At 39.3% G+C, this 14,418-nt stretch carries 11 protein-coding genes, 1 tRNA gene and 3 pseudogenes; 7 read left to right on the top strand and 8 right to left on the bottom strand.

Features of this window, described 5'->3' with window-relative positions; genetic code table 11:
- Positions 1 to 14: 14 nt before the first annotated feature.
- A complete protein-coding gene (locus ACFJIZ_RS07570) occupies positions 15 to 1,016 on the top strand; it encodes an aldo/keto reductase (protein ID WP_379091865.1) in 1,002 nt (333 codons plus the stop codon).
- Positions 1,017 to 1,178: 162 nt separating this feature from the next.
- On the opposite strand, the gene ACFJIZ_RS07565 is transcribed toward ACFJIZ_RS07570, so the two are convergent.
- Positions 1,179 to 1,252 (bottom strand) — tRNA-Arg (locus tag ACFJIZ_RS07565).
- A gap of 268 nt (positions 1,253 to 1,520) precedes the next feature.
- Here ACFJIZ_RS07565 and ACFJIZ_RS07560 point away from each other — a divergent pair.
- On the top strand, positions 1,521 to 1,883 hold the full coding sequence (locus ACFJIZ_RS07560) for a response regulator transcription factor (RefSeq protein ID WP_379091864.1): 363 nt from the start codon (positions 1,521 to 1,523) through the stop codon (positions 1,881 to 1,883).
- A 7-nt stretch (positions 1,884 to 1,890) separates the two neighbouring features.
- On the opposite strand, the gene ACFJIZ_RS07555 is transcribed toward ACFJIZ_RS07560, so the two are convergent.
- Together ACFJIZ_RS07555 and ACFJIZ_RS07550 are read right to left on the bottom strand one after the other, a co-directional pair.
- Positions 1,891 to 2,073, bottom strand: coding sequence for a hypothetical protein (locus ACFJIZ_RS07555; protein WP_379091863.1), 183 nt, complete (start codon positions 2,071 to 2,073; stop codon positions 1,891 to 1,893).
- 31 nt (positions 2,074 to 2,104) lie between these two features.
- Complete coding sequence (locus ACFJIZ_RS07550; protein ID WP_379091862.1) at positions 2,105 to 3,010, bottom strand: SDR family oxidoreductase; 906 nt, start codon at positions 3,008 to 3,010, stop codon at positions 2,105 to 2,107.
- Positions 3,011 to 3,164: 154 nt separating this feature from the next.
- Here ACFJIZ_RS07550 and ligD point away from each other — a divergent pair, with 154 nt between their 5' ends.
- A complete protein-coding gene (gene ligD / locus ACFJIZ_RS07545; RefSeq protein WP_379091861.1) occupies positions 3,165 to 5,825 on the top strand; it encodes a DNA ligase D in 2,661 nt (886 codons plus the stop codon).
- 35 nt (positions 5,826 to 5,860) lie between these two features.
- On the opposite strand, the pseudogene ACFJIZ_RS07540 reads toward ligD, so the two are convergent.
- Positions 5,861 to 6,643 (bottom strand): annotated as a pseudogene (locus ACFJIZ_RS07540) (Ku protein).
- 437 nt (positions 6,644 to 7,080) lie between these two features.
- Between ACFJIZ_RS07540 and ACFJIZ_RS07535 the strand changes: the two are divergent.
- Complete coding sequence (locus tag ACFJIZ_RS07535; RefSeq protein ID WP_379091860.1) at positions 7,081 to 7,710, top strand: hypothetical protein; 630 nt, start codon at positions 7,081 to 7,083, stop codon at positions 7,708 to 7,710.
- 73 nt (positions 7,711 to 7,783) lie between these two features.
- Here ACFJIZ_RS07535 and ACFJIZ_RS07530 read toward each other — a convergent pair whose 3' ends face one another.
- Both ACFJIZ_RS07530 and ACFJIZ_RS07525 read right to left on the bottom strand, forming a co-directional pair.
- Positions 7,784 to 8,488, bottom strand: coding sequence for a murein L,D-transpeptidase family protein (locus ACFJIZ_RS07530; protein ID WP_379091859.1), 705 nt, complete (start codon positions 8,486 to 8,488; stop codon positions 7,784 to 7,786).
- Between the two features lie 9 nt (positions 8,489 to 8,497).
- Positions 8,498 to 8,834, bottom strand: a pseudogene (locus tag ACFJIZ_RS07525) (MerR family transcriptional regulator).
- A 116-nt stretch (positions 8,835 to 8,950) separates the two neighbouring features.
- On the opposite strand from ACFJIZ_RS07525, the gene alaS reads away from it, so the two are divergent.
- Positions 8,951 to 11,581: an alanine--tRNA ligase gene (alaS, locus tag ACFJIZ_RS07520; protein ID WP_379091858.1), complete on the top strand. Its 2,631-nt coding sequence runs from the start codon at positions 8,951 to 8,953 to the stop codon at positions 11,579 to 11,581.
- A 76-nt stretch (positions 11,582 to 11,657) separates the two neighbouring features.
- Positions 11,658 to 12,233, top strand: a complete 576-nt coding sequence (locus ACFJIZ_RS07515) for a hypothetical protein (protein WP_379091857.1) — start codon at positions 11,658 to 11,660, stop codon at positions 12,231 to 12,233.
- A gap of 35 nt (positions 12,234 to 12,268) precedes the next feature.
- On the opposite strand, the gene ACFJIZ_RS07510 is transcribed toward ACFJIZ_RS07515, so the two are convergent.
- Together ACFJIZ_RS07510 and ACFJIZ_RS07505 are read right to left on the bottom strand one after the other, a co-directional pair.
- A complete protein-coding gene (locus tag ACFJIZ_RS07510) occupies positions 12,269 to 12,709 on the bottom strand; it encodes a hypothetical protein (RefSeq protein WP_379091856.1) in 441 nt (146 codons plus the stop codon).
- A 120-nt stretch (positions 12,710 to 12,829) separates the two neighbouring features.
- Complete coding sequence (locus ACFJIZ_RS07505) at positions 12,830 to 13,393, bottom strand: hypothetical protein (RefSeq protein WP_379091855.1); 564 nt, start codon at positions 13,391 to 13,393, stop codon at positions 12,830 to 12,832.
- Positions 13,394 to 13,535: 142 nt separating this feature from the next.
- On the opposite strand from ACFJIZ_RS07505, the pseudogene gatB reads away from it, so the two are divergent.
- Positions 13,536 to 14,407, top strand: a pseudogene (gatB, locus tag ACFJIZ_RS07500) (Asp-tRNA(Asn)/Glu-tRNA(Gln) amidotransferase subunit GatB).
- Positions 14,408 to 14,418 lie beyond the last annotated feature (11 nt).

Raw genomic sequence — 14,418 nt, 5'->3', positions numbered from 1 at the left:
TAAAAATGATGGAGATGAAAATGCAAAAACATAAACTTGGAAATAGCGGATTGGAAGTTTCTGCCTTAGGTTTGGGCTGTATGGGGATGAGCTGGGGCCTTGGTGCTGCTGCCGATCCTAAAGAAATGATTTCACTGATCCGAAGCGCAGTAGAAAAGGGTGTCGATTTTTTTGATACCGCAGAAGTATATGGTCCTTTTGTAAACGAAGAACTGGTAGGAGAAGCGCTTTTGCCATTTCGTGGTGAGGTGACGATTGCCACCAAATTTGGCTTCAAGGCCAATGCTGATGGGAGTGGTCAATGGCACGAATTGGACAGTAGGCCAGCACATATCAAAGAAGTAGCCGAAGCTTCGCTGAAAAGACTGAAAGTAGAAGCGATCGATCTGTTCTATCAACACCGTGTGGATCCAAATGTGCCGATCGAAGATGTGGCTGGAGCCGTTGCCGAACTGATCAAAGAAGGCAAGGTTAAACATTTCGGTCTTTCGGAGGCTGGTGCACAGACCATACGCAAAGCCCACGCCGTGCAGCCTGTTACTGCCTTACAAAGCGAATATTCGTTATGGTGGAGAGAACCTGAGGTAGAGATGATCCCAACTTTAGAAGAATTGGGTATCGGTTTTGTGCCGTTTAGTCCATTGGGAAAGGGATTCTTGACTGGTAAAATTGACGAAAACACCACTTTTGAAAGCAATGATTTCCGTAACATCGGTCCACGTTTCTCGGCTGAAGCTAGAAAAGCCAATCAAGTATTAATTGAGTTGTTAGCTAATATTGCCAAAAACAAGGAGGCAAGTCCTGCGCAAATTGCCTTGGCCTGGTTATTGGCCCAAAAACCTTGGATTGTACCTATACCGGGTACCACCAAACTACACCGCTTGGAAGAGAACATTTCGGCTGTGAATGTGGTGCTTACTGCAGATGACCTTCGTGAAATTAACGAAGCCGCTGCAAAGATTACCGTACAGGGCGACCGTTATCCAGCTCATTTTCAGAAATTGGTGGGTAGATAGTATAGCTAAATTTTTAAAGTATAAGAAGCCTTGGCTAAAAGCCAGGGCTTTTTTGTGATAATATTTTAATATGTTGGGCTGTTGGATGTATGAAAGAATTGCAATCTGCAATAGCACTAAAACAAAAAAGGCTTCTAACGTAAAGTTAAAAGCCTCTTTTTGTACACCCAATAGGATTCGAACCTATGACCTACGGTTTAGAAAACCGGTGCTCTATCCAGCTGAGCTATGGATGCAACTGTAATGGAAAAGATAAAATACCTTTTTCATTTCTTTTGCAAAGATATAATTTCAAAAGGATAATTTGATAAAATTTTAAAAAATATTGCTTTGTAGACCCATAGTGCTTGTTAATCAATTTGATAGCAGTATGTATTTCATACAAAACAAATGTTTTTTACAACTGTTAAGTTTAAGTTCGTTAACGTAGAGAAAGCGATTAGATTTATTCTAACCAACCTGAATAATCTCTATATTAGTAACTATAGATTAACAGATTATATTTTGAAGAAAAATATTTACCTAGTAGAAGATAATGAGGCCGTTAGAGAGATGGTGGTTTACCTTTTAGAAAGCGAAAACTTCAAAGTTTCTAGTTTTGAAAATGCCACAAGTTTTAAAGATCAAATAACAATAACGCTTCCTGACCTGGTTATTCTCGATGTCATGTTGCCGGATGGCAATGGCATTACAGTAGGTAATGAGCTGAAATCTACAGCATCAACCCAACACATTCCTGTATTGTTAATGTCGGCCAATGCCAATATGGTTAAAGATGGCAAAGAAAGCCTGGCAGACGATTTTATCAATAAACCTTTCGATATCAACGACCTGTTACAAAGGGTAGAGCACTTGCTTAAAATTTAAAGCATGTTTAAGATTTATCTATCGTTTTGTCGGTTTTTTCTTTCATGCCTTCGCCAGATTCATTGGGCGTTTGGCCAGCTTGTCCATATGTAGGTGAGGCACCTTTGCCATTTTGGTCGAATGTTGCTTTTCCCTTGGCATCGCCCATGGTTTTGTTGTTGTCGGTTTTTGTTTTTTTCTTATTTTCCATCATGATCGGGTTTGAATAGCTAAGATGTTGGTTAAATGGTTATCCTTCCACCAGTAACTGGTATGGTTGCGCCAGAGATGTAACTTGCCGCATCAGATGCCAAAAATACATATGCTGGAGCAACCTCTACAGGTTGTCCAGGTCTACCCATTGGGGTATCTTGTCCAAATTTTTCAGGATCGGGTAGGGTTGTTGGAATCAAAGGTGTCCATATTGGTCCCGGTGCTACTGCATTTACCCTGATCCCCTTGCCGGCAGTGAGTAGGATTTGGCTTAAATTGGCCGTAAAGTTCTGTATGGCTCCTTTTGTTGCCGCATAGGGCAATAATACAGGGGTAGGGTTATACGCATTTACCGAAGTGGTATTTATAATACTACTTCCTTTTTTCATATAAGGTTCTGCTGCTTTACATAAATAGAACATCGGATGGATATTGGTATCAAAAGTTTTCACCCATTCTTCAGTCGGAATTTCCATCAAGGTTTCTCTGGCCATCTGAAAAGCGGCATTGTTCACTAAAATATCTATCTGTCCAAAGGCTTTTACTGCTTTTTGTACGATCTTTTTGCAGTGGCTTTCTTTTCTGATATCCCCTTTGATCAAGATGGCTTTTTGTCCGGCCTTTTTAACATAGCTGGCCGAATCTTCGGCATCTTTGGTTTCAGTATCGCTGAGATAGCTGATCAGCACATCGGCACCCTCTCGGGCAAATGCAATGGCTATTGCTTTCCCAATACCCGAATCCCCACCCGTAATGATCGCTTTTTTGCCTTTCAGTTTGCCACTGCCTTGGTACGATTCTTCTCCATGGTCGGCCAAGGGTTTAAGGTCTTGTTCTTTTCCTGGTGGTGCTGTCTTCTTCTGTTTAGGAAATGGTGGTGCTGCATAAGTTTGGTCTGCCTGTTTTGGTTTTTCCTGTTTTTTGATCTTTCCCATAGCGATGATAGTATAGGAGCAAAACACGGGTTGATTTGAAAATGTTTGCAGCTTGCTAAAAAATTGCAGCACAAATAGTTTTAAAGTTGATGGATCAAACTTTTTAAATGGCAGATTGTTAATCAGGTATTGTCATTCTCCTTATCAGAAAACCATGAGTTTAACCACCTATAAAAAGAAAAGGTCGTTTGCCAAAACCGCAGAACCTGTTGGAGGTAAAAGCACAGCTGAAAAATTACATTTTGTGGTCCAAAAACATGCGGCATCTCATCTTCATTACGATTTCCGTCTAGAAATGGGTGGGGTATTGAAAAGCTGGGCAGTTCCGAAAGGACCATCAACCGATCCTGAAGTTAAACGACTGGCCATGATGGTAGAAGACCATCCTTATGATTATAAAGATTTTGAAGGAACCATACCCAAAGGCGAATATGGAGGAGGTACCGTAATGGTTTGGGATGAAGGGACGTATGAACCCATTGTAAAAATGGAAGGTAGGGCGACGCAAGAAAAAGAATTGCTTGCAGCATTAAAAGATGGCTCGCTTAAAGTGGTTTTGCATGGCAAAAAACTAAAGGGCGAATTTGCGTTGGTGAAAACCAAAGGAATGGCAGAGAATGCCTGGTTGCTCATCAAACATAAAGACCGTTATGCTGCGGATACAGATATCCTTAAAAAAGACAAGTCGGTTATATCTAAAAAAACGATTGCCCAAATAGAAAAAGTAGCAGCTGCAGCAGATCAAACTCAGCAAGAATTGACGCAAAAGCTAAAAAAGAAGATAAAAGATAAGCCAAAGACCAAAAGCAAAAAAGCGGAGCAGCAACAGACTGTTTTAAAAGGGCAGCATAAGATAGCTTTTTATGATAAGGTAAAGCCCATGTTGGCCACATTGGTTGATGAGCCCGTTGAGGGCGAAGAGTGGCTATATGAAATCAAATGGGATGGGTATAGAGCTGTCGCATTGATGAACAAGCATAAGGTTGCATTAAAATCTAGAAATGACCAATCTTTTAAGGAACAGTTTTTTCCGGTCTACAAAGCTTTGGAAGAGTGGGACATCAATGCCATTGTTGATGGAGAAATGGTGGTAGTAGATGATAAGGGCATTGCCAATTTTGGTGCATTACAGAACTGGAAAAGTGAAGCTGATGGGGAGTTGTTGTACTATGTTTTTGATCTGTTGTGGTATGATGGTTATGACTTAAGAAAGTTGCCCTTGGTTGAAAGAAAAGCCATTTTACAACAGTTGGTTCCTAAAAATACAATCATCAGGTTGAGCATGGATTTTAAGGTGTCTGGAAAAGAAATGTTAGCTGCTGTTCAAAAAATGGGATTAGAAGGAGTGATGGCCAAACGTAAAAACAGCGTGTACGAAAGTGGATTAAGAACGGGTAATTGGTTAAAGATTAAATCCAATCAACGACAAGAGATGGTAATTGGAGGTTATACAAAAAATGAAGATACCAGCAAGCCCTTTAGTTCTTTGTTGGTTGGAGTGTTTGACAAGGGAAAGTTGATATACAAGGGTAAGGTTGGGACAGGCTTTAGCATTAAAAAACAACAAGAACTGTTGACACTTTTTAAGCCATTGGTTATCGATCAAGATCCGTTTGCTACAAGCCCGGTTATTGATAAACCCAACCGTTTTAGACCAAAACCTTTACATGCAACGGTAGTATGGTTAAAGCCAGAACTGATCTGCGAGGTAAGCTTTACAGAAATGACCAACGATGGGGTAATGCGACATCCTTCGTTTGAAGGAATGCGCGAAGATAAAAAAGCCAAGGAGGTAGTGATGGAAAAGAAAATCAGTACAAAAGAAGTTGAAAGGAACGCAAAGAAAGACCATTCGGCATCAACTAAAAACAGCAAGTTGTTGTTAGGCCCTACCGATGAAACGCAGGTCTTGAAAATTGATGGTGAAGAAGTGAAATTTACCAACCTGAGCAAAATCTATTGGCCGCTAGAGAAAATCACCAAAAGAGAACTGATCAATTATTATGATAAGGTGGCGCCCTATATATTACCCTACCTTAAAAATAGACCACAATCACTTCATAGACATCCTAATGGAATAAATGAACCTGGTTTTTATCAAAAAGATGTAACAGGCAAGGTGCCCAATTGGATTGATACTTACCTGTATCATACCGAAGAAAGTATGGAAGATAGGCATTTTCTGGTAGGCAACGATAAGGCTACGCTTTTATATATGGCAAGTTTAGGTTGCATTGAAATCAACCCTTGGAGCAGCACGGTGAAAAAACCAGACCATCCCACATGGTGTATCATCGATCTAGATCCTGCTAAAAATTCATTTGAGAAAGTGATAGAAACAGCACAGGTAACCAAACAGATCTTAGATGAGATGGGCGTGGTATCTTATTGCAAAACAAGTGGTTCTACAGGTCTGCATATCTATATCCCTTTAGGTGCCAAATACACGTATGAGCAATCGAAAGAGTTTGCAAGGATCATTGTAACCTTGGTAAACAGGGAGCTGCCAAAATATACCAGTATAGAGAGAACCGTAGCAGATAGAAAAGGAAAGATATACCTGGATTTTTTACAAAATAGAACTCAGGCCACTATTGCAGCCCCTTATTCGGTTAGGCCTAAACCAGGCGCAACCGTATCTATGCCCTTAGTGTGGGACGAGGTAAAAAAAGGACTGAAAATGAAAGATTTCACCATTTTTAATGCTTTAGAAAGAATTGAAGCCTTGGGCGATATCTTTAAACCCGTATTGGGCAAAGGAATCGATCTTAAAAAGGTAATCAAAGCCTATGCCGCTAAAACAGCTTTAACCTAAATTAAGTTTGTTGATTTAACAACAATGGCTCCAAATCAATTTACGGTCAAGCCCTCTTTTTGGGATCCACCTAAACTCTGCATCAATTGGTCGTAAAGGTTGTCGCTTGTTGCCTTTTGTGGTTTCATTTTTTTAACGATGGTGCGTTTGCCTTTCGCCTTTGCTTTGATGATTTTTAAAAGCGATGCACTGTAATCGTCTTTGAATGAAGAGATGTCAAATTCAGAACTGTACTGTTTGATCAGGGCCAAGCCTACATCCATTTCCTTTTTGGTAATGCTTGCCGTATCAGTTTTGATTTCGTTGATGTTGCGGATCTCTTGCTCAAACCTGATTTTGGTCACCACAAGTACATTGTCCATAGGGTGGTCACACATAGATTTTCCGTATTACGTAATACAAACCTTGCCACGCCGGCCTTTTTAGATTTGGTCAAGGCCTTTAATAGGAGTGCATAGGCTTTAACACCCTGTTTTTCTGGTTGTGTATAATAAGAAGTTTCGTAATAGATAGGGTTGATGTCTTTGATGTCTACAAAGTTTTCTAAGGAGATGAGCTTGTTCTTTTCGGGGTGCGGCTTCCTCAAAATCGTGTTCATCCAACACAATGTATCTGTCTTTCAAGAAAAAACCACGAACAATCTTCTCATAAGGCACCTCTTTATTGGTGTCTTCGTTTACCCGATGGAACCTGATCTTTGCATGGTCGCGCTCATCGAGCATGTCTAAGTCCAGGTTACTGCTCTGTACGGCAGAAAAAAGTTTAACAGGGATGTTGACCAGTCCAAAACCGATAGCACCTTTCCAAATTGATCTCATGTCTATTGATTTGATTTTTTAAAAACAGTCTACCAATGCATATTGTTTGACCTGAAATCTTAAATTGATAAAGGTCCGGAATGATAACCTTGTAGTATCAGCTATTTAACAGTAAATTAATACAGAGAAAATAATTCCACAAAACGTGTATATAATTCTACATATTGAGTAAATAATTACTCAATATTTTTTATACCAAAAATTATTATTTAAGATGTTGAAAAAAATATTTAAAACTTTATGAAAGCTAATGTGTTCATAATTAGTTGGTTTATTATAATGTTTAGCTAATTTTGTGCGCAACAAGAAAAAATATTTTTTTAAAAATTTTGAAAATTATAAAATAATAATGCTAGATTAGATTTGTGGCACGCAATAAATGGAATGCAAAAATATTTATTGAATACTAGCGAGATACTCACCCTTAAAATTAATATATGAAAAACAATTACACATTTTCGTCCAGACGAAAAACCTACCTTAAAAGCACTACCCTGTTTTTCTTGACTTTGATCAGTACAATGGTTCTGCAGCATGCTAGCGCCCAGAGTAATTATAAGATAGAAGGAGATTCGCAGATCAAAGTGTCTGTAGATTCTACCAAAAACAACTTTACAGCAATGGGAAGTACCAATGCCATCAATGCAGAAGGGAGCTTTACCATTAAAGATGGAGCATTGGATGATATCACTGCTTTTAAACTAAGAATGCCAATGATCAATTCAAATCTGCCTTTGGGAGAATTATTGGCAAATGATAGCATCGGTTTTGAGTTGACCCATGTCATGGTTTTGCCTACCATGAGATTGATCCATATTGTAGGTATACTTGATGTAGGTGGGGTAAGTAGCAGAACAGAGCTTGATTTTAGTTTTACGGTGAATGAAGATCAAAGCATTTCGCTTTTTGGTACAAAATCGATTAAACTAAAAGATTACAATAAAGATTCTAAATTTAGCTCAGCTGTTTTAAAAGACAATGCAGAGGTTAAATTGGATATGAACCTGTTGTTCAAGAACAACCAACTGAATTTGGCAGTTGTAAATCCAGAACAAGAAAAGAAATAAGCATAGGATTTCCTATAGCGATCAAAACATTAAGACTTACCTATGATTTTAAATTGTTGAATTGGAAGGATTGTTATTTAGTGATCTCGATTGGAGTATCCTGAAAAACAATTCTTCTAAATTCTATCATATCGGTATTGTTAAGGCCGATACAACCATTTGTCCAATCTTTCTTTTTCTTAATGCCTTTCGAAGTACCATGTACCATAATGTTGCTGCCAGGTGTCAAACCTTTGCTTTTGGCGCGTTCGATATCCTGTTGATTGGGATAGGAGATATGAAAAGAATGAAAAACAGGGGTTTCCCATCTCTGCCAATCTAAAGTATAGGTGCCTTCTGGCGTCCTGCCATCGCCCTCATATTGTTTTTGCCCTACCGGATTTGGACCTAAGGCAATGGAAAATGTTTTAACAGTTTTTCCATCCTTTAATAGGTACATTTTTCGTTCACTTTTAACCACCAATACCTTGTTGACCATGTTCTTCAATTCGAAGAAGGCTTCTGATCTTTTAATTGCATCTTCATAAGTAAGGCCTTTGCCTTCTGCATTGATAAAATATCCAGACATCCTTATTTTTGCATTTCGGATGATTTTTAGGTAGTCTGCTGTTTTTCCTGTTGTATCCGTAAACTTTTTATACCCGATATACTTATCAAGGTCACTTTGCAATACATTTATCTTAAGTAAGCTATCGGTAGCTAAAACTTTGTCGGTTTGGGCATTTGAACAAGAAGACAGACACAGGCCTATTAGGATGCAAGAGATGTATTTGGTCATAAGATGTGATCAGATTTCTTCGTTTAGTTTCAATAAGAAATCTTTTAGTTTTTCTAAAGAAGCAATTACTTTTTGGTTTTCCTTTACTTCACTATTGTTGTTTTTTAAATGTTCTTTAGCACCTTTTAAGGTAAAGCCTTTATCATCTACCAAATGGAAAATGATCTTCAGGTTTTCGATATCTTCTGGCGTAAAAAGCCGATTTCCTTTTTTGTTTTTCTTAGGTTGGAGTACATCAAATTCTTTTTCATAAAATCTGATTCTGTGAAGCATTTACGCCAAACATTTCGGTAACCTCGCCCATCGTATAATACATTTTATTAATTTCTCTTTCCTTGTATGGCATGTTCTAATCTGATTATGAATTGTTTGTAGCTTTTACTTAAAGTATTCAAATGTAAAGGGATTTTAGTAGAATACCGCAATAAAATTTTAATTTTGTTGTCTTAATTTTCCAACAGAATGACAGCAAAAGAAATTAGACAGACCTATTTAGATTTTTTTAAAAGTAAACAACATCATATCGTACCATCGGCACCAATTGTGGTTAAGAACGACCCAACGCTGATGTTTACCAATGCAGGTATGAACCAGTTTAAAGATTTGTTTTTAGGAGAAGCTGCCATTAAATATGCCCGTGTGGCCGATACGCAACGTTGTTTGCGTGTTTCGGGCAAACACAACGATTTAGAAGAGGTGGGAATCGATACCTATCACCATACCATGTTCGAGATGTTGGGCAACTGGAGCTTTGGCGATTACTTTAAAAAAGAAGCCATTGCCTGGAGTTGGGAATTATTGACCGAAGTGTATCAAATCCCTAAAGACCAATTATATGTTTCCATCTTTGAAGGAGACGAAAAAGAAGGTTTGCCAAGAGATACTGAAGCTTTTGAGCTTTGGAAACAATTTGTACCCGAAGATCGTATTATCTTAGGGAATAAAAAAGACAATTTCTGGGAAATGGGCGATACAGGCCCTTGTGGACCTTGTTCAGAGATCCATGTCGATTGTCGCCCCTTGGCCGAAAGAAATGCCGTAAGCGGTAAAGATTTGGTGAATGCAGACCACCCACAGGTAATTGAGATCTGGAACAATGTATTTATGCAGTTCAACCGTGTAAAAGATGGTTCCTTGAAACCTTTACCAGCACAACATGTGGATACGGGAATGGGTTTTGAGCGTTTGGTACGTGTGCTGCAAGGCAAAACCTCGAACTATGATAGCGATGTTTTCCAACCATTGATCCAATTTATTGCCGAAAAATCTGGTTTTGAATACATCAGCAGTGCTGAGCCGGGCGATAAAGGATGGAATGAAGCGGTAGCGATGCGTGTAATGGCGGATGATATCAGGGCCATTTCTTTTGTCATAGCCGACGGCCAATTGCCTTCGAACAATAAAGCTGGTTATGTGATCCGTCGTATTTTACGTAGGGCCGTACGTTATGCCTATACTTTCTTAAACTTAAAAGAGCCTTTTTTAAACCAATTGGTGCCTGTTTTGGCCGATCAATTTAAAGGTGTTTTTGATGAATTATACCTACAGAAGGAATTTGTACAAAAAGTAGTGTTAGAAGAAGAGGTTTCTTTTTTAAGGACCTTAGCCACAGGTATACAACGTTTTGAAAGATATGAGACAACAAGTTCAATTGACGGAAATTTCGCTTTTGAACTCTATGATACCTTCGGTTTCCCGATAGACCTAACTGAATTAATGGCCCGTGAGAAAGGCTGGACAGTAGATATGGATGGCTTTAATCAGGCCCTTGCCGAACAAAAGAACCGTTCGCGTGCTGCTACGGCCATTGATACTGGAGATTGGGTGATTGTAAACGAAGACAACGATACCGAATTTATAGGTTACGACCATACTGAAATAGAGACGGAGATCTTAAAATACCGTAAAGTAAGTGCAAAAGGCAAAGAACAATACCAGATTGTATTGCGTCAAACGCCATTTTATGCCGAAAGCGGTGGTCAGGTAGGTGATACTGGTCGCCTAGAAGACCATAGCCGTCAGTTTTGGGTAGAGATTACCGATACCAAAAAAGAAAATGGAGTAATCGTTCACTATACCGATACTTTACCTACAGATGTAGAGGGTAAGTTTTGGGCGGTGATTGATGAAGACAGAAGGGTGTTAACAGAAGATAACCACTCAGCCACCCACTTGTTGCATGCCGCATTGAAAAAAGTGTTGGGTACGCATGTGAACCAAAAAGGAAGTTTGGTCAATGCAGACAACCTGCGTTTTGACTTCTCGCACTTTGCCAAGATCAGTGATGAGGACCTGGCACAGATCGAACACATCGTTAACCAAAAGATCAGAGCCAATATCCGTTTAAAAGAACAACGCAATGTGCCTTACGATGAGGCTATCAATTCGGGTGTAACCGCATTGTTTGGAGAGAAATATGGAGATTTTGTGCGTGTGATCACGTTTGATGACCATTTCTCGAAAGAACTTTGTGGTGGTACTCACGTTAAAGCAACCGGACAGATTGGTTATTTTAAGATTATATCAGAAAGTGCCGTGGCTGCAGGCGTACGCCGTATCGAAGCAATTACAGCAGATAAAGCAGAGCAATTTATTGTCAATCAGAGCAATGAGCTAAGCCAGTTGAAGGGTTTGTTAAAAGGTAGCCAGAATATTAGTGCAGCCGTACAAGCCTTGATCGAAGAAAATGCACGTCTTAAAAAAGAAGTAGAAAAGAGCATCTTGGCCAAAGCTGGCGATATGAAGCAGGACATCGCAGCAACAGCAACAAACATAAACGGGGTCAATTTTATTGCCACGCATGTTGATCTTCCAAATGCTGAAGCAGTTAAAAACCTGGCTTTCGAGGTTAAAGCTTTGGTGCCAGATCTATATTTGGTATTTACGACCCTAATTGATGATAAACCAGGCATTACGGTAATGATTGCCGAGAATAAGGTAAGTGAGCAGTTGAATGCGGCAAAAATTGTGCGTGAGCTAGGTAAAGAAATTCAAGGAGGTGGAGGTGGTCAACCATTTTATGCCACAGCAGGTGGTAAAAATGCGGCTGGTTTAGCACAAGTATTGGTTAAAGCAGAAGACTTTTTAAAATAGACACCCGCTTATTGTAGCGTTTTTTCTATTTCAATCGTCTTATTTAGATAAACCATAATTTAACCAAATATAACAAATGAAGAAAATTTTACTTTTAGGCTTATTGTTAGCCTCTACTTTAATCGTATCGGCGCAAACAGATAGCCTATCTAAAAGCATCCAGAAAAGATCCGAAGCCATTGGGCACGGTGGTAACAATGAGTTAAAACTCAACTTATTGATGACGATTATTGGCGCACCAGAAATTACCTACGAGCGCTTGATAGGAGACAACATGGGCCTTGGGCTAACTGCTGGTGTATCGATTTCTGAGGATGATGTAGATTACAAGTATATCATTATGCCACATTACAGACTTTATTTTGGTGGTAAAAAAGCAAATGGCTTTTTTATAGAAGGAAATGCAGCGCTGATGGGCAATAGGGATTACACACAATTGTACTACACAGATTATTATCCAAGTGGAGGTATGCATTCGCGTAACTGGGAAACCAAAACACAATTTGGTCTTGGTGCAGCTGCCGGAGCGAAGTTCCTTACACGAAATGGCTTTTTAGGCGAAGTTTATACAGGTGTTGGCCGTGTATTTGGTAGCCGTAGGCTGATAGAAGCTTACCCTAGGGTAGGTATTACCATTGGTAAAAGATTTTAAAACAGAAAAGGCTCCCAATCAGGAGCCTTTTCTGTTTAGTGCCTAGAACGATGGTCTGCTCTTCGGTTATCGTGTTTATCACGTTTTGAATAATAATGTTTATCTCTGCCTCTACTTTTTACTTCATAACGTCTATCAACCCTAGAGTAATTGGTTTGATACACATGATGTTGAAGATAAGGTCTAGGTTTATTGATCACAATTTTCTGACCTTGGTAAAGGTTATAATGACGGTACCTGCTAGGTAAGGCTTTGCGGTGTACCCATCTGTTTCTGTCTAGATAAACAAACTGTTTTGTAGGTACATGGTAATAACTTTGTACTTCTGGTAGGTAATAATAATCTACATAGTCATAACCTCTAGGTCCCCATTGTGGTTGCGAACCGATGTTGATGTTTACACTAACTTGGGCTTTTGCTGGTTGATACATAGCTGCTGTGATTCCTAACGCAGCTAAAAGGATGAACTTTTTCATAAGATTTCGTTTTAATGTGTGTATAGATAAATTCAAACACCATGCCAGAACACTACTAAGGACAGAGACAAAAAAAGAGATTTGAAATTAAAGCCCTTTTTTTAACACTGTTTTTTCTAATTAATGATGTCCTCTTTCTGGCTTATCATTAGACCTGTTGCCTCTTTCTGGGCGGCCATGGTTTCCGTTGTTTTGCTCTGCACGTGCAGGACGTTGGTTACGTGGGCGTGTTACTTTCACTGGTCTATTGTTGTTGCCATTGTAGTTTGGATGGCCTTTTACTACATAATATTTGGCATCGCGGCTATCTCTAATGATCGTTTGTCTGCCCACATAATTTTTATATCCACTGTATTTGTTGAGGTAGATATCATTGTGCAGATAAGGTCTAGGTTTATTGATCACTACCTTATAGGCTCCAAACAGATCAAAATTATTGTATTGGGCAGGTAGGTTGTTCACCCAAACCCAGCGCCCACCATTTGAATAGATATATTGTCCTGTAGGTACATAATAGTAGGCATTAATGGCCGGTAAGTAATAATAATCTACATGGTCATATCCTGTTGGGCCCCAAACGGGTTGCGAACCAATGTTGATATTCAAACTAACTTGTGCCTGTACTTTGTTGATGCTAAATAATGAAACCATCAATATTGAAGCAAATAAAAATAACTTTTTCATGTCGTTGTAATTAAAAGGTTTCTTTTGTTGTGAATTACTTAAATAGACCATAGCCCTAACTGGTAGTTTAATTGCTAACCTTGTTTTAACACTATTTAACTATCTTTGCCTGTACAATAGAATTAAAAAGGTAACATTTGATATGAGTTTAGGTGCCGACCAAAGAAAATATGAGCTGGTTTCTGGTTTAGAGATACATGTACAGTTAAATACACAATCAAAAATATTTTCTTCGGATAGTGCTACTTTTGGTGCAGGACCAAATGAACACATTTCTGCAGTATCGTTGGCTTTGCCCGGTGCGTTGCCCAAATTAAACAAAGAAGTAGTCGCAAAAGCCATCAGAATTGGTTTGGCCTTGAATTGCGAAATCAACCAATACAACTTTTTCGACCGAAAAAACTATTTCTATGCCGATCTACCAAAAGGCTATCAGATTACCCAAGACAATAGTCCAATCTGCAAAAATGGTTTCCTGAACGTAACCTTGGCCAATGGCGAAGAAAAACGGATTGGGTCAATAGGATACATCTAGAAGAAGATGCAGGTAAAAGCCTACATGACCAAGATGCCAAATATTCTTATGTAGACCTGAACAGGGCTGGCGTTCCTTTGATCGAGATTGTAACAGAGCCAGATATCCGTAGTGCAGAAGAAGCATCGGCCTTGTTGACCGAAATCAGGCAATTGGTACGCCATTTGGATGTGAGCGATGGGAATATGGAAGAAGGGTCGTTGCGTTGCGATGCCAACATCTCCATCCGTGAAAAAGGAAGTACTGCATTTGGTACACGTTGCGAGGTGAAAAACCTCAACTCTATTCGCAATGTACGCAGGGCAATGGAGTTCGAATTTAACCGTCAGGTTGAAGTGATTGATGGAGGTGGCAAGATCATCCAAAGCACATTGAACTTTGATGCAGATAAAGGCACCACATCGCCCATGCGTACCAAGGAAGAGGCCAATGACTATCGTTATTTTCCTGATTCCGGATTTACAGCCCATTGCCATTAGTGACCAGTGGT

This window comes from Pedobacter sp. UC225_65 (assembly GCF_042698365.1).
Lineage (GTDB): Bacteria > Bacteroidota > Bacteroidia > Sphingobacteriales > Sphingobacteriaceae > Pedobacter.
This window is presented reverse-complemented; position numbering and strand designations above follow the sequence as displayed.